Raw genomic sequence first — 15,964 nt, 5'->3', positions numbered from 1 at the left:
CGTCGGCTCTTGTGAGCCGGCCACTTTGTCCCCATCATGCTGTGATTGCATTCTTAACGAGCGGAGAACCTCGCAATGGCACAGCATTTTGACTATATCGCCATCGGCGGCGGCAGCGGCGGCATCGCCTCGGCCAACCGGGCTGCCATGTATGGCAAGAAAGTCGCCCTGATTGAAGCCAAAGAGCTGGGGGGTACCTGTGTCAACGTCGGCTGCGTACCGAAGAAGGCCATGTGGTATGCCGGCCAGATCGCCGATGCCCTGAGGTATGGATCCGACTACGGCTTCGATACCACCCTCAATCACTTCAGCTGGGCCAGGCTGGTCGAGTCCCGTCAGGCCTACATCGGCCGCATCCACAAGTCCTATGAGAACGTGCTGGGCAAGAACCAGATCACCGTCATCAAGGGCTTTGCCCGTTTCGTCAGCAGCAACACCATCGAGGTTGATGGCGAGCAGTACAGCGCCGATCACATACTGATCGCCACCGGCGGCCGCCCCGAGGTTCCGACCATACCGGGTGCTGAATTCGGCATCGACTCCGACGGCTTCTTCGAGCTGCAAGCCCAACCCAAGCGGGTCGCCGTGGTCGGCGCCGGCTATATCGCCGTGGAGATCGCCGGCGTGATGCAGGCTCTCGGCTCCGAGACCCACCTAGTGGTGCGCAAGCATGCGCCGCTGCGCAACTTCGACCCCATGATCCACGAGACCCTGGTGGAGATCATGGCCCAGGAAGGGCCCAAGCTGCACACCCACGCCGTGCCCAAGGCCGTGGTCAAGAACGCCGACGACAGCCTGACCCTGCAACTGGAAGATGGCCGCCACCTCACGGTGGACTGCCTGATCTGGGCCATCGGCCGCGTGCCCGCCACCGACAACCTCAATCTGGCCGCCACCGGCATCACCCTGGACGAGCAGGGCTTCATCCCGACCGACAAGTTCCAGAACACCGCCGTCGCCAACCTCTATGCAGTGGGTGACAACACGGGGCGCATCCAGCTCACCCCGGTGGCCGTCGCGGCCGGTCGTCGCCTCTCGGAGCGGCTGTTCAACAACAAGCCCAACGAGCACCTCAACTACGATCTGGTACCGACCGTGGTGTTCAGCCACCCGCCCATCGGCACCATAGGGCTGACCGAGCCGGAAGCCATCGCCGAATATGGCGAGAGCCAGGTGAAGGTCTACCGCAGCCAGTTCACCGCCATGTATTCGGCCCTGACCCAGCATCGCCAGCCCACCCGGATGAAGCTGGTCTGTGTCGGGCCGGAGGAGAAGGTGGTCGGTCTGCACGGCATCGGCTTTGCGATGGACGAGATCCTGCAAGGTTTCGGCGTTGCCATGAAGATGGGCGCCACCAAGGCAGACTTTGACAACTGTGTCGCCATCCATCCGACCAGCGCGGAAGAGTTTGTGACCATGCGATAAGCACGTTTGAAGCTGGCCAGTCACTATCAGGCCAGCTTCAACAACTGTGTTCCCACGCCTCATCCCACCAGTGCGGAAGAGTTTGTGACCATGCGATAAGCACGTTTGAAGCTGACCGGTTGCTATCAGGCCAGCTTCAACAACTGCGTTCCTACGCCTCATCCCACCAGTGCAGAAGAGTTTGTGACAATGCGATAAGCACGTTTGAAGTTGGCCTGTCGCTATCAGACCCGCTTCAACAACTGCGTTCCCACGCCTCATCCCACCAGCGCGGAAGAGTTTGTGACAATGCGATAAGCACGTTGAAGCCGGCCTGATCACCATCAGGCCGGCTTCAACAACTCAGTTCCCCTTTCCTCGCCTCCTCCCAACTGCATGACAGTGTGGACCACCACACGCCAACTACTTCCTGTAGCAGCGCTATCACCACACGGCGAGATTCGACCACGGTCTGCGCATCAGTACTGCCATCACACTCCGGTTCTTCCACTGTGGGCTGTCAGATTGAATGGCATGACGAGCGTATCTCCTCGCATTGCATTCAAGCCCAATCTGGCACATTGAGGCGTTCAGGCTTGCGGCTGATATCGTTCGGCCGCATGGGCTTGGCGAAGATCCGACATCAGCCCTTGACGTGCCTCATCTAGAGCTATCCAGCGTTCGGCGACATCAAGCGGCGGAATCGTCACCAACTCGCGGCGATCGAACCCGACCAGTGCGGCATCAACCAGCTCGCCTACTTCCATCACCTCGGGGAGAGTGTTGACATCCACACCAGCATGCGCCCAGATTTCGGTACGGGTTGCTGCCGGCAGCACGGCTTGCACGTAGACCCCTTGGGGTGACAGCTCATGAGCCAGCCCCTGCGACAAAAACAGCACGTAGGCTTTGGTCGCACCATAGAGAGAGATACCGAACTCGGGCGAAAATCCCACCACAGAACCAATGTTGACGATGCTCCCTGTGCCGGATTGCGCAAGGCGCGGTGAGATCGCTGCGGCGAGCCGCGTCAATGCGGTTATGTTGAGCGCGATCTGGGATTCGATGGCCTCGGGAGATTGATCCAGAAAATGCCCGGATTGCGGCATGCCTGCATTGTTAATGAGGATGCCGATACGTGCGTCATGCCGCAGGCGAGTTTCCAGTGCCGGCAGCTCTGCCGAATTGGTCAGGTCAGCCTGCAGCACCTCAACGGCAATCTGGTGTTGCTCACGCAGGCGCATGGCCAGCGCATCCAGGCGCGACTTGTTGCGCGCAACAAGAACAAGATCGTGGCCACGGCGAGCAAAACGTTCGGCATAGGTGGCACCGATACCGCTGGAGGCGCCGGTGATAAAGACGGTCGGAAGTGTGGTCATGTTATTTCCTTGATATGAGTTGCGTGGGTGAACGAGCCAATGCGGCCGTGATCACGGCTTGATGCTGACGACGACCTTGCCCCTGGCGTGGCCCTTGGCGAGGTACTCCAGCGCTTCTTTGGCTTGGTCGAACGGGAATACCTTGTCGATGACCGGCTTGATGCGTTCAGCGTCGAGCAGTTCGCCGATTTCGGTGAGTTGGTCACCATCGGGACGCACAAACAGGAACGAGTAGGCGACGTTCCGCTTGTTCGCCCGCGACCTGATTTTTCGGCTCATCAGCCCGAACAGGAGGCGGAGCAATACGTTCAGCCCCCGGGCCCGCGCAAAGGCAGCATCCAGCGGGCCGGTGAGGGAGATAATCTTGCTGCCCGGTTTGAGGATATCGATGGCTTTTTCGATCGCATCGCCCCTGACGGTCCCCAGCACGGCGTCGTAGCCGTGCAGTTGGTGCTCGAATGCCTGCTGCTTGTAATCGACCACCTCATCGGCCCCCAGCTCGCGCACCAGTTCGATGTTACCTGTGCTGACGGTGGTGCCCACCTTGGCCCCCAGCAGCTTGGCAAGCTGGATAGCAAAGGTGCCGATGCCACCGGATCCGGCAGGGATAAACACCTTTTGGCCAGCCTGCAGATTGGCGCGCTCCTTCAGCGCTTGCCATGAGGTGAGCCCGACCATCGGGATCGAGGCGGCTTGCACGAAATCCAGATTGGCTGGTTTCAACGCCGCAGCGCGCTCAGGCACCACCGCAAATTCGGCCAGGGATCCGCTACCGCGATCGAAAATACTGGCGAAGACGGCATCGCCCGGTTTGAAATGGGTCACCTGACTGCCAACCTCGGTCACGACACCGGCCAGATCGCTGCCCAATGTGGCGGGAAGCTGAAAATGAAGCACCGGTTTGAACATGCCGGTCGGAATCATGTTGTCGATCGGGTTCAGGCCGGCGGCATAAACCTGAACCAGCATTTCGTCCGCCTTCAGTGCGGGACGCGGGAGATCCGTGAGCCCAATCTCCGGCGACTTGCCGTAGCGTTTGAATGTGAGTGCTTTCATGGTTCGGTCATTCATCCTTGGCTGTGCATCGGGGTCAGGTCTGCGTCATCCGCGAGGAATGCCAGCACCTCGGGCACAAAGGCCCGATAGTGCTGAAAAATGCCACCGTGCCCCGAGTCGGGGTAAATCGTCAGTCGGGCATTTGGCAGCCGGCGAGCCATGTCCGCTGACAGTCGGCTATCGACCATCAGGTCATGGTCACCATTGGCCACGAACACCGGTTGCGTGATGACCGAAAGATCATCCGGCGCACTCAATCCCGCACTCCGGATCGCCTTGAGCTGGGCATATCTGGCCTGCAGGGAGATGGGCTGGTCACGGTCAGCCGTGCGCGCTTTCAGACGAGAGAAATATTCTTTTGCCGCACGCTTGCCATCCGGGGTGCGGGGAAAAAACAGGAAGTGCCGCGGATCCTTCAGCGTCAATGCCGCTTTGAGGTAGGCGGTGGCGGCAATCTTGTTGATCTCGTCGATACCGCCACCACCCCGCGGCCCGGTTCCGGCAAGCACAATCCGGCGCACCAGATCCGGCGCCTGCAAAGCCACCATTTGCGCCACACCACCACCTAACGAAAACCCGAGCAGATCGACCTGCGACAATCCCATGGCGCGAATAAAGGCGATGGCATCACGTCCCATCTCCTCAATGGTATGTGGCACCGCTCCCCCCGAGGCGCCGACGCCGCGATTATCGAAAGCGATAACCCGGCGCTTCGCCGCGATGCCATCGATAACACCGGGATCCCAGTCATCGAGTACCGCCATCAGATGGTGCAAAAAGATCACCGGCACACCGGTGTCGGGGCCCAGCGCCCGATAGGCAAAAGATGTTCCGTTCACATCAATGGTGCGGGTCGGCACATCTTTCCAATGCATATGCCCTGTCTGACGTAGTGTTGTCACCGGGCGGTGACCGGCAGATCTCCCGGTTATCGAGGCGATCCCCATCTTCTTTGTAACCATGTCCGAGATCTCCGTGTTGGGTGGATTGTTTGTGGTTGCAGTGTTACTATCAAATTGATATCAACTTACTATCAATTCACAACCAAGTCACTATCAAAACAGTATGAACATGAAAAAAAGTTACGATACCCCATGCCCAATCGCGCGCAGCATGGCGATTGCTGGTGATGCATGGAGCATATTGATCCTGCGCGATGCCCATGCCGGTCTCACTCGCTTTGACCAATTCCGGAAAAGTCTGGGGATAGCACCCACGATGTTGACCCGCCGACTGGCGACGTTGACCGAAGAGGGTTTGCTGGAAAAAAGGCTGTATTCTGAACATCCACCCCGTGAGGAGTATCTGCTGACCGCTGCCGGTCGCGATTTTCTACCGATACTCTTCATGATTGGTGAGTGGGGTCGCCAATATCGGGGCGACGACAACATGATCCGTTTCTTCGATATGGAGGCCGGCACAGAAATCAAGGCCATCGTGGTCGATGAAGTGACCGGGGCAAAGATTGGGACCCGCCCGCTGCGCGTGGTGATGCCTGATGAAAACTGACCGATGATTTGACACTCGCATCGTCTTTCACCCAAACCCGGCTCAGGCCGGGTTTTTTGATCCCTCACCACCCGATCTCCTCTGAAACCGGCGTTCTTTACGCCGATTTTACGATCCCCAAATGCCCCTTTATGGCGCCTTTACGGCCGTTTTACATACCCTTTCAGCGTCAATGACACCAACGGAGTCGATATGGATTTGCATCGACTCTCGGCGCTAATTATCTCAACGGAGTCGTTATGAATTGGCTATACCTGCTGCTGATCCTCGCTCTGATCGGTTATCTGATGCGTGCACTGATGCACAGCGACCACGAGTGAGGGATCTGATATGTGGCAAGAAATAATCTATCCGGTGGCCTTCGTGCTGCTGGTCCTGCTGCCGGCACCCCCGCTCGGCAGCTATATGTATCGCGTGTTCGAGGGCAAGAGTCGCTGGCTCGCGCCGGTCGAGCGCGCCACCCTGGCCTGCTGTGGCACGGACGGACGGGAGCAGGACTGGAAGTCCTACGCCCTCAGCCTGCTGGCCTTCAACGGCGCCGGATTCGGTCTGCTGTTCCTGATCCTGATGGCCCAGGGCCTGCTGCCCCTCAACCCGCAACAGCTGCCGGGCCTGAACTGGCAACTGGCCTTCAACACCGCGGTCAGCTTCATGACCAACACCAACTGGCAAGCCTATTCCGGTGAGGCCAGCCTCTCCTACTTCAGCCAGATGGTGGGGCTCACCACCCAGAACTTCGTCTCCGCCGCCACCGGTGCCACTGTCGCTATCGCACTGTTTCGCGGCCTCTCCCGCCAGCAGACCATACACCTTGGCAACTTCTGGCAGGATCTGGTGCGCTTCTGCCTCTATGTGCTGCTGCCCATGGCGTTGATCATGGCGCTGCTGCTGGTGTGGCAAGGGGTTCCCCAGAGTCTGTCGGCCTATCTGCCGTTCCACGCCCTGGAAGGTCAGGAGCAACTGTTACCGCTCGGCCCTGCCGCCTCGCAGATCGCCATCAAGCAACTCGGCTCCAACGGCGGCGGTTTCTTCGGCGTCAACTCGGCCCACCCGTTCGAGAACCCGACCGCACTCTCCAACTGGCTGGAGATGGTCGCCCTGCTGACCATTCCTGCCGCCCTGGTCTGTACCCTGGGCCGTTACGTGAAGGATACCGGCCACGGCCGCGCCATCCTCACCGCCATGACGCTGCTGTTCGTGCTGGGGCTCGGTCTGTCCGTCTATCAGGAACTGCAACCGGATCCGGCGCTCGCCCAGCTCACCACCCAGGCAGGCAACTGGGAAGGCAAGGAGAGCCGTTTCGGCCCTGTACTCTCCAGCATCTGGGAAGTGGCAACCACATCGGCCTCTAACGGCTCCGTCAATGCCATGCACGACAGCTTCACCCCGCTGGGTGGCATGGTCGGCATGATCAACATGCTGCTCGGTGAGGTCATCTTCGGCGGCGTGGGTGCCGGTATCTACGGCATGATGCTATTCGTGCTGTTGACCGTGTTCCTGTGCGGCCTGATGGTTGGACGGACCCCGACCTATCTCGGCAAGCGTCTCGGGATCACCGAGATGAAATGGGTAGTCGCCAGCATGCTGGTGATGCCGGTCGGGGTTCTGGTGATCGGCGGGGTAACGCTGCTGATGCCGGATGCCGCCACCATCATGGGTCACGACGGTCCTCACGGTCTGTCACGCCTCATCTATGCCTACGCCTCGGCCGCCGGCAACAACGGCTCGGCCTTCGGGGGCTTCGCCGCTGCAGACAACTGGCAGTGCGTCGCCATCGGTCTGGCCATGCTGCTCGGTCGCTTCGGCTACATCATTCCGGTACTGGCCATCGCAGGTCAGCTCTCGCGCGCCTCCCAACAGGATGCCGGCGAGGGTGACTTCCCCATCCGCGGTCCGCTGTTCATAACGTTGCTGATCATCACCGTGCTGCTGATAGGCGGTCTCTCCTTCCTGCCGGTACTGGCGCTGGGCCCCGTCGCCGAGCATCTCCTGATACTGGGGGCGCTCTGATGACCCTGTTCATGTCAGTCACTTTACCGATGCCAATGACCGAACATCTGATGCTGGGAGCATTCAAATGAGCAAGTCCATCTCCATCCCTGCCCGTACCGAAAAGGTGAAGGGCAAGGGCAAGAAACAGACCTCACAAGTCGTGCAGGCCATGATCGAAGCCTTCTATCGCTTCAACCCCAAGGCGCTGTTTGGCAGCCCCATACTGTTCACCCTCTGGCTGGCCGCCGTGATGGCGACCGTGGAGTCCCTGCTGGGCCAGCCCCTGTCCGGGGTCACTCCCAGCCTGGCCTGGCAGCTGACGGCCTGGTTGTGGCTGACCCTGTGGTTTGCCAACTTCGCCGAAACTCTGGCAGAAGGCCGCGGCAAGGCGCGGGCCGACAGCCTGAAGGAGGGCATGAGCCAGCTCCAGGCACGCAGGGTGCGGGATCCGAAAGATGGCCAGGGCGAATGGGTCGCGGCCACCAGCCTGCAAAAAGGGGATCTGGTGCTGGTGCGCTGCGGCGAGATGATCCCGGCCGACGGTGAAGTCGTTGCCGGTATCGCCTCCGTCAACGAGGCCGCCATCACAGGTGAATCCGCCCCCGTCATCCGCGAGTCCGGCACCGACCGCAGCGGCGTGACCGGCAACACCACTGTGGTGTCCGACGAAATCTGGGTCCGTGTGACCAACAATCCCGGCGAGAGCACGCTCGACAGAATGATCGCGCTGGTCGAGGGAGCCAAGCGCCAGAAGACCCCGAACGAGATGGCACTCGATGCCCTGCTGGTGGGTCTGACCCTGATCTTCCTGCTGGTGGTCGCCACCCTGCCCTGGTTCCTCGACTACAACGGCACCCAGGTACCGCGGCTCTACCTGCTGGCCCTCTTCATCACCCTGATCCCGACCACCATAGGGGGCCTGCTCTCCGCCATCGGCATCGCCGGCATGGACCGGCTGGTGAAGCTGAACGTGATCACCAAGTCAGGTCGTGCCGTGGAAGCCGCCGGTGACGTGCGCACCCTGCTGCTGGACAAGACAGGCACCATCACCTTCGGCAACCGCATGGCCGACGAGCTGATCCCAGCCCCCGGCGTCGATCCCTCCCTGTTGGCCCAGGCCGCCATGCTGGCCTCCCTCGGCGACAACACCCCCGAGGGCAAGTCCATCCTGACCCTGGCCGGCAAGAGCATGGCCAAGCCGAGCCAGCTCGAGAGCGACAAGGTGATTCCCTTCAGCGCCGAGACCCGGTTGAGCGGTCTGGATCGCAACGGTCATCAATATCGCAAGGGGGCCGTGGATGCGGTGCTCAACTACCTCTCCCTCGATCGCAAGGGAGTGCCCGAGCTTATCCTGAAGGCGGTCGACAACATCGCCCGTCAGGGCGGTACCCCGCTGCTGGTCTGCACCCACGAGCAGTTGCTGGGGGTGGTGTACCTCAAGGACATCATCAAGCCAGGCATCAAGGCCCGCTTCCAGATCCTGCGTCACATGGGGATCCGCACCGTGATGATCACCGGGGACAACCCGCTGACCGCCGCCGCCATCGCCGCCGAGGCCGGGGTGGATGACTTCATCGCCGAGGCAACCCCGGAGAAGAAGCTGGCCTATATCCGTCAGGAGCAGGCCGATGGCCGCATGGTCGCCATGTGCGGTGACGGCGCCAACGACGCACCGGCCCTGGCCCAAGCGGACGTAGGGCTGGCCATGAACGAAGGCACCCAGGCCGCCAAGGAGGCGGGCAACCTGGTGGATCTGGACTCCAACCCCACCAAGCTGCTGGACGTGGTACTGGTGGGCAAGCAGTTGCTGGTCACCCGGGGTGCCCTGACCACCTTCTCCATCGCCAACGATGTGGCCAAGTACTTCGCCATACTGCCGGCCCTCTTCATCGCCGCCTACCCGCAGCTGGGGGCGCTGAACCTGATGCAGCTCGGCAGCCCAGAGAGCGCCATACTGTCGGCCATCATCTTCAACGCCCTGATCATAGTGGCGCTGGTACCGCTGGCGCTGCGGGGGGTCAACGTGAAAGGCTCTGCCGCCAGCCTGCTGCGCCGCAACCTGTTGATCTATGGTCTCGGTGGCCTGGTCGTGCCCTTTATCGGCATCAAGTTGATCGATCTGGTCATCACAGGCCTGGGTCTGGTGTGATGAAAACGCCGCACGATGGTATCCACAGCCAGATCGTGCCCCCATACATGGGCATCAAGCTGACCGACCTGGTCATCACAGGCCTGGGTCTGGTGTAACCACATAACGGGTGCAAGCCTGGCCTGCATCCCATCAATCTGTTTGGAGCAAGAGAATCATGATAGCAATCAGAACCCTGCTGACCCTGACCCTGCTGCTGGGTGTTGGCTACCCCCTGGCCGTCACCGGACTGGCCCAGCTGCTGTTCCCCTGGCAGGCCAACGGCAGCCAGCTGACAGATGCCAAGCAGCAGCTGGTCGGCAGCGCCCTGCTGGCGCAGAAATTCGAGCGGGCGGAGTACTTCCACTCCCGCCCCTCCGCCAGCGACTTCACCACCATAGGCAGCGGCGCCAGCAACCTGGGGGTGAGCTCCCCCCTGCGCAGCGAATTTGCCAAGGCCCAGGGTAACTACCAGTCCCCCGCCATGCTGACCCGCTCAGGTTCGGGCCTGGATCCCCACCTGCCTCTGGATGCCGTGCTGGCCCAGGTGGATCGCGTCGCCAAGCAACGCGGGCTGGATCCCGCTTCCCTGACGGAGCAGGTCAAGTCGTCGACACAAGCTGGTATCCTTGGCCCCCAGGTGGTCAACATACTCCAGTTGAATCTGTTGCTCGATCAGCACAAGGACGCATGATGGCGCGCCAGGCTGCCCCGAGTTGGAGGGCGACCCAGATTGTCGAACCGAGCCGGCAGTTGCTCCATAAGGATGATGATGCGTAATGTGGTAAAAGCGGGTGCCTTGCTGGCAGGCATGAAGCAGGAGCACGGGAATGCGTGATGAGGCTCGGGCCGACGCCTTGCTGGCAAGCCTGGAACAGGAACACAAGGGCAAGCTGAAGGTCTTCCTCGGCGCCGCCCCCGGCGTAGGCAAGACCTACGCCATGTTGCAGGCGGTACGGGAACAGGCCAGGGAAGGAGTCGACATTCTCATCGGCGTGGTCGAGACCCACGGGCGCCAGGAGACCCTGGCGCTGCTCGACAAGCTCGCCATCCAGCCACGCAAACTGCATCACCACCGCCAGCAACGACTGGAGGAGATGGACCTGGATGGCTTGCTCGAACGCAAGCCCGCCATCGTAGTGGTGGATGAGCTGGCCCACACCAATGCTCCCGGCAGCCGCCACGAGAAACGCTGGCAGGATGTGGAGGAGTTGCTCGGCGCCGGCATCGATGTCTACTCCACCCTCAATGTTCAGCACCTGGAGAGCCTCAACGATCTGGTGTGGCAACTGACCGGGGTCAGGGTCAAGGAGACCCTCCCCGACCAGGTGCTGCTGGAAGCGGACAGCATAGTCCTCATAGACCTGCCCCCCAAGGAGCTGCTTGGCCGGCTCAAGGAGGGCAAGGTCTATGTGCCCCATCAGGCCAAGGCCGCCCTGCAATCCTTCTTCTCTCTCAACAACCTGACCGCCCTGCGCGAGCTGGCGATGCAGACTGCCGCCAGCCACGTGGAAGGGGATTTGCAACTGCAGTGGCAGGCGGCGGGCAAGACCACGCTACCGCTGCGGGGCAAGCTGATGGTCTGCCTCGGGGATCAGCACGGCGCCGCCTTGGTACGTTACGGCCACCGCTTCGCCCAGCGTCGCCAACTGCCCTGGCTGGTAGTACACATCGACAGCAAGGGGCAACGTTCCCCTGAGCTGGAGCAGGCGCTGGCGCTGGCCTCCCAGCTGGGTGCCAGGGTGCTGACGCTCTCCAGCCCGGCGGTCGCCGATGCCCTGCTGGAGACGGCCGAACAGCAGCAGGTCTCACAGCTGTTGCTTGGCAAGCCCCACAGCCCACCCTGGCGCCGCTCCCTGGTGCAACACCTGCTGAAACAGGCGCAGGGATTCGAGATCACACTGGTGGACACCGGGAAGCGCAAACCCAGCCTGAAGTTGCACCCTGCAGGCCCCAGGGAGATTCGCCAAAGCCTGCTGGCCCTGCTGATCATGGGAACGACCTCGGCCATCGCCTGGGGCTTCTCTCACTGGCTGCCCTCCGCCTCCCTGCCACTGCTGTTCGTGCTGGGGGTGCTCGCCACTGCCCTCTCCACCAGCCTGGTGCCCGCCATCCTGGCGGCAGTGCTGGGGTTCGTCGGCCACAACCTGCTGTTCACCGCCCCCTACTTCTCCCTGAGCGTCGCCAACCACAGCGACCTGCTCAATCTGTTCGTGCTGCTCATCGTCGGCATGACGGCCGGGCGTCTCGCCTCCCGCCAGCGCCAGCAACTGGTGGGCTTGCGCGAGACCCAGCAGCTTGGCAACGCCCTGCTCTCTCTCAGCCAGGGATTGGCCACCGCCAGCAGCCCGGTGGAGGTGCTCAGGCAGGGTACCCAGGCCATCTCCCTGGCCCTGGGACAGCCCGTGTTTGCCCTGGATGAGGAGTACCAATACAGGGCCGGAGACGAGGTACGGGGACCTGGCCAGACTGACAAGGCCGCCATCGACTGGTGCCTGGCCCAGAAGCAGAGCGCGGGGGCTCACACCGCCACCCTCAATGCGGCAGAGGCCCAGTATCACCACCTCACCGATGATCTGGTGCTGGGGATACGGCTGGCCAGCCCGCTCGCCTCCTCCGCCGAGCACCAATTGCAGGCGTTGCTCACCGACATCCGTGCCGCCCTCGCGCGGATCGATCTCAACGAGCGGTTGGCCGACAGCCAGTTGCAGGCGGAGACGGATCGGATGCGTGCCGCCCTGCTCTCCTCGGTCTCCCACGATCTGAAGACACCGCTCGCCACCATCATGGGGGCCGGCAGCACACTGCTGGAATACGGTGACCGGATCAGTGCCGAGGATCGCAACGAGCTGCTCCACTCGGTGCAGGAGGAGGCGCGCCGCCTGCACAGCTATGTGCAGAACCTGCTGGACATGACCCGCATCGGCTCCCCGGACTTCCAGCTGAAGCGGGAGTGGGTCGACCTCGCCGACCTGGTGGAGAGTGCCCGCAAGCGGCTGGACTCCTCCTGGCGCCAGCACAGGCTGCTGATCCACTTCGATCAGCAGATCCCACAGCTCTATGTGCACGGCGCCCTGATCGAGCAGGTGCTGGTCAACATCCTCGACAACGCCTCCCGCTACTCGCCAGCCGGCACCCCCATCGAGTTCAAGGTGATGCTGGCGGACCCCGACCTCATCATCGACATCATCGATATCGGGGTTGGCATCGCGGAATCGGATCGGGACAAGATCTTCAATCTGTTCTACACCCAGCCGGTGGGGGATTGCGGTAGTCGCGGCACCGGACTTGGACTCGCCATTTCCCGCGCCATGATAGAGGCCCACGGTGGTCGCATCTGGGCATTCTCCGGCCCCAACGGCAACGGTACCTGCATGCGCATCTCCCTACCGCTCTCCCTCAACACACCTGAGGTATGATGTGCACATTCTGGGTGCAGGATGATATCGCCCCACTTTTCAACACTCGCCGTCGGAGGCTAGATGGCTCATATCCTGGTCATAGATGATGAAGCGGCCATTCGCCGCTTTCTGCGGATCAGCCTGATTGCCGAAGGGCACCAGGTGAGCGAGGCGGTGGGTGTCAACGAAGGGCTGGTGCAGTATCGCCACCTCAATCCCGATCTGGTGATCCTGGATCTCGGCCTGCCGGACGGGGATGGTATCCAGATCTTGCAGGCCATCCGCGAGCATCACCCCAACCCAGTGCTGGTACTGTCGGCTCGGGATTCGGAACAGGAAAAGGTGCGGCTGCTGGATGCGGGGGCCAACGACTACATGAGCAAGCCGTTCGGCATCGGGGAGATGATGGCCCGCATCCGCGCCTTGCTGCGCCAGCGAGCCGGGGTCAGCAGCGGCGAATGCCGCCACTTCCCGCAATGTGGTCTGAGCCTGGATACCGGCAGTCACAAGGTGACTATGAAGGATGAAGAGATTTCCCTGTCTCGCAAGGAGTTCGCCCTGCTGCAGGCCCTGGTGTGTCACCCCGGCAAGCTGGTGATGCAGACCCAGCTGCTCAACGACATCTGGGGGCCAAGCCACAAGGAAGATACCCACTATCTGCGCATCGTCATTGCCAGCCTGCGCAAGAAGCTGGGGGATAACCCCCAGCAACCCAGTCTGATCGAAACAGAACCCGGCATCGGCTACCGTTTTATCGGTAGCTGATGTTTCACGTGGAACGCCGTCCGCTGCACAGTACGGCCACCAGACCACAGCCAAGGATCAGCAGACCCAGATCCTGCAAGCCGGCCGCCAACGCCAGCCCCAGGCTGAGCAGCAGGTAGTAGGCCAGCCCGAACAGGGCACCGGCGCTGCCTGCCACCTCACGATAAGCCAGCAAGGCCTGACTCAATACGTTGGGGATAGCGATACCGTAGGCCACCACAACGCCCATCATGGGCAGCAGGAACCAGAGCGAACTCTGACTCGCCCACACTGCAGCACCCGCTCCCAGTGCCAGCGATGCGGCCAACTGGATGAGTGAGGCCGGTTGCCACCCTTTGCCCAGCAGGCGCTTGTTCAGCAGGCTACCGAGCAGGGTCGCCAACGCCAGTACGGCACCGGAATAACCAAACTCGCTGGCACTCCACCCCTGCTCTGCGAACAGAAAGGGCGCTAGGCTGTAGTAACCGAACAGCATGGTATTGAACAGGGCGACCAGCAGGGCGCTGCGCCAGAGTCCACCATCCCGAGCCATCCGGCACGCCAGTGGCCACAGGGCAATACTGGTCGTGGTTTCTGGACGGGTTTCCGGCAACCGCCAGCTGGCGATCAATCCCAGCACCAGGGCCAGCACCATCAGGCCGCTGAAGACCCCCAGATAACCAAACTGCTCGGCCAGCAGACCACCACTCACCAGCCCCAGCACAGGGCTGATGGACAGGGCCGCCCCCATCACAGAGAAGACCTTGGCCAAATCACTGCCCTGGTAGCTGTCACGCAGCATGGTCTGGGTCACGACCGATCCCACGGCGGCCCCAAAGGCCGAGATGATCCTGGCCAGCAGCAGAGTTTCAAATTCGGTCGCCAGCAACGCCAGCAAGGTACCGAGTCCGTAGGTCAACAGACCGGCCAGCATGGCCGGGCGCCGCCCTATCAAATCACAGAGCCGACCCCAGCAGACGACACCCACGGCAAACGCCAGAAAATAGACCGACAGGGTCTGGGAGGCCTGCCCGTCGCTCACCCGGAACTGGGTGGCGATCTGGGTCAGCGCCGGGCTGTAGATGGTCTCCACTATCTGGGGGAACATCATCAATCCCACCACCAGCCAGAGCGGTGGCAACTTGTTGTTCATGACAAATCTCCTTAAATAAGAGGTTGCCATTCTAGAGAGATTCTAAATGTCTGATTACAATATCCAGGACTATAAACATCAATAATCGGACATATGGCCTTTATTCTTCCCGATCACCCTTTCGACCCCGACCGCCTGAATGGCGGCGTGATCGGCATTGCCTCCGCGCTGGGTTGGCATGATTCCGGCCAACATGTGCATCAATGCCACCAGCTGCTGTTTGCCCAGGCCGGGTGCATGACGATAGAGCTGGGCAACCAGGTCTATCTGTTGCCACCCAGCCGGGCGGCCTGGCTGCCGGCTGGTGTGCCCCATCAGGTTTTGATGCGCGGTGTGGTGGCCTATCGCTCCCTTTACTTCACGCCACAGCCAGAGCTGCCAGCCAGCGTGCAGGTGGTGGCAGTCAATCCACTGCTGCGGGAAATCATTGAACGAATGGCGCTCTGGCCATGGAATAAGCCTGAAGCGGAACAGCGCCTGACATTGGCGCTGTTCATGGAGGAGCTGGCGCAAGCACCGCGGGAAACCTGGCAACTGCCACTACCAACGGATGCGCGACTGGGGGCTTGGCTACAGGAGATAAAGCGGGGCAACATCCTGCCCGAGCGGCTCAACCGGCTGGCCGAGCGGGTGGGTGCCAGTGACAAGACCATAGGTCGCATCTTCATGAAGGAGACCGGCATGAACTATCAGGCCTGGCGCCAGCAGTGGCGATTGTTGCGCGCCATGGAGCTGCTGGCCGAGGCCGTGCCCATCAGCCGGATTGCCGCTGCGCTGGAGTTTTCCAGCGACAGCGCCTTCATCAGCTTCTTCAAGCAACACACGGGGCAAACTCCCCTGCGTTACCTCAACTCTCGGGGTGAGTCGCATCAGCCGAGCTAGCTTCTACCACCAGGGTATCGAGCGCCAGTGGCTTCAAGTTGCTGAGGGCATCCAGCACCACAGCCCGGGATGCCTGCTGCTGCTGGGCAAGCATCTCCTGCCCCAGTTTGGCGGTATCCAGCTCAGGTCTGAGGTTTTCAGTTGCCATGACATTCAGGCTCAGGGTGCTCATTATCAGGGTCGCGATCAGGGTCTTCATCTTGCTTGCTCCGGTATGGTTGAGATGACCAGAGAGTTATTCCAATAGTCGTGCCAATTATGTAAGCAATTGATTATGTTTAAGTAAAATAATTTTTGATGCCATTTAAGACATTAC

At 61.3% G+C, this 15,964-nt stretch carries 13 protein-coding genes; 8 read left to right on the top strand and 5 right to left on the bottom strand.

Annotated elements, in window-relative coordinates; translation table 11 throughout:
* Nucleotides 1-75: 75 nt before the first annotated feature.
* Nucleotides 76-1,425: a glutathione-disulfide reductase gene (gene gorA / locus KW824_RS18550; protein WP_218410676.1), complete on the top strand. Its 1,350-nt coding sequence runs from the start codon at nt 76-78 to the stop codon at nt 1,423-1,425.
* A 569-nt stretch (nt 1,426-1,994) separates the two neighbouring features.
* Here gorA and KW824_RS18545 read toward each other — a convergent pair.
* From KW824_RS18545 to KW824_RS18535, 3 genes are read right to left on the bottom strand one after another with little or no spacing between them, the layout of a single operon-like run.
* Nucleotides 1,995-2,783: an SDR family oxidoreductase gene (locus KW824_RS18545; protein ID WP_218410674.1), complete on the bottom strand. Its 789-nt coding sequence runs from the start codon at nt 2,781-2,783 to the stop codon at nt 1,995-1,997.
* A gap of 51 nt (nt 2,784-2,834) precedes the next feature.
* The gene (locus KW824_RS18540) at nt 2,835-3,839 is read right to left on the bottom strand and encodes an NADP-dependent oxidoreductase (protein ID WP_218410673.1); all 1,005 of its coding nucleotides are present in this window, start codon (nt 3,837-3,839) and stop codon (nt 2,835-2,837) included.
* Nucleotides 3,840-3,850: 11 nt separating this feature from the next.
* The gene (locus tag KW824_RS18535) at nt 3,851-4,801 is read right to left on the bottom strand and encodes an alpha/beta fold hydrolase (RefSeq protein WP_256351418.1); all 951 of its coding nucleotides are present in this window, start codon (nt 4,799-4,801) and stop codon (nt 3,851-3,853) included.
* Between the two features lie 109 nt (nt 4,802-4,910).
* On the opposite strand from KW824_RS18535, the gene KW824_RS18530 reads away from it, so the two are divergent.
* The 6 genes from KW824_RS18530 to KW824_RS18505 all read left to right on the top strand — a co-directional run bounded on the left by KW824_RS18530 (nt 4,911) and on the right by KW824_RS18505 (nt 13,634).
* Nucleotides 4,911-5,348: a helix-turn-helix domain-containing protein gene (locus KW824_RS18530; RefSeq protein ID WP_226170909.1), complete on the top strand. Its 438-nt coding sequence runs from the start codon at nt 4,911-4,913 to the stop codon at nt 5,346-5,348.
* A 330-nt stretch (nt 5,349-5,678) separates the two neighbouring features.
* A complete protein-coding gene (gene kdpA, locus KW824_RS18525) occupies nt 5,679-7,358 on the top strand; it encodes a potassium-transporting ATPase subunit KdpA (protein ID WP_218410672.1) in 1,680 nt (559 codons plus the stop codon).
* Nucleotides 7,359-7,425: 67 nt separating this feature from the next.
* Nucleotides 7,426-9,489 (top strand): potassium-transporting ATPase subunit KdpB, encoded by a 2,064-nt coding sequence (gene kdpB, locus KW824_RS18520; protein WP_218410671.1) that lies wholly within the window; start codon nt 7,426-7,428, stop codon nt 9,487-9,489.
* Between the two features lie 157 nt (nt 9,490-9,646).
* Nucleotides 9,647-10,162: a potassium-transporting ATPase subunit C gene (locus KW824_RS18515; protein ID WP_218410670.1), complete on the top strand. Its 516-nt coding sequence runs from the start codon at nt 9,647-9,649 to the stop codon at nt 10,160-10,162.
* A gap of 136 nt (nt 10,163-10,298) precedes the next feature.
* Complete coding sequence (locus KW824_RS18510; RefSeq protein WP_218410669.1) at nt 10,299-12,887, top strand: sensor histidine kinase KdpD; 2,589 nt, start codon at nt 10,299-10,301, stop codon at nt 12,885-12,887.
* Between the two features lie 63 nt (nt 12,888-12,950).
* A complete protein-coding gene (locus KW824_RS18505) occupies nt 12,951-13,634 on the top strand; it encodes a response regulator (protein WP_218410668.1) in 684 nt (227 codons plus the stop codon).
* A gap of 4 nt (nt 13,635-13,638) precedes the next feature.
* On the opposite strand, the gene KW824_RS18500 is transcribed toward KW824_RS18505, so the two are convergent.
* Complete coding sequence (locus KW824_RS18500; RefSeq protein ID WP_043132721.1) at nt 13,639-14,766, bottom strand: multidrug effflux MFS transporter; 1,128 nt, start codon at nt 14,764-14,766, stop codon at nt 13,639-13,641.
* Nucleotides 14,767-14,859: 93 nt separating this feature from the next.
* Here KW824_RS18500 and KW824_RS18495 point away from each other — a divergent pair, with 93 nt between their 5' ends.
* The gene (locus tag KW824_RS18495; protein WP_182310297.1) at nt 14,860-15,648 is read left to right on the top strand and encodes a helix-turn-helix transcriptional regulator; all 789 of its coding nucleotides are present in this window, start codon (nt 14,860-14,862) and stop codon (nt 15,646-15,648) included.
* On the opposite strand, the gene KW824_RS18490 is transcribed toward KW824_RS18495, so the two are convergent.
* Entirely contained in the window at nt 15,614-15,847 is a 234-nt protein-coding gene (locus tag KW824_RS18490) for a hypothetical protein (RefSeq protein WP_042650669.1), read from the bottom strand. The genes KW824_RS18495 and KW824_RS18490 overlap by 35 nt on opposite strands.
* Between the last annotated feature and the right edge of the window lie 117 nt (nt 15,848-15,964).

The sequence above is a fragment of the Aeromonas sp. sif0611 genome (assembly GCF_019218845.1).
Classification (GTDB): Bacteria; Pseudomonadota; Gammaproteobacteria; order Enterobacterales; family Aeromonadaceae; genus Aeromonas; species Aeromonas media.
This window is presented reverse-complemented; position numbering and strand designations above follow the sequence as displayed.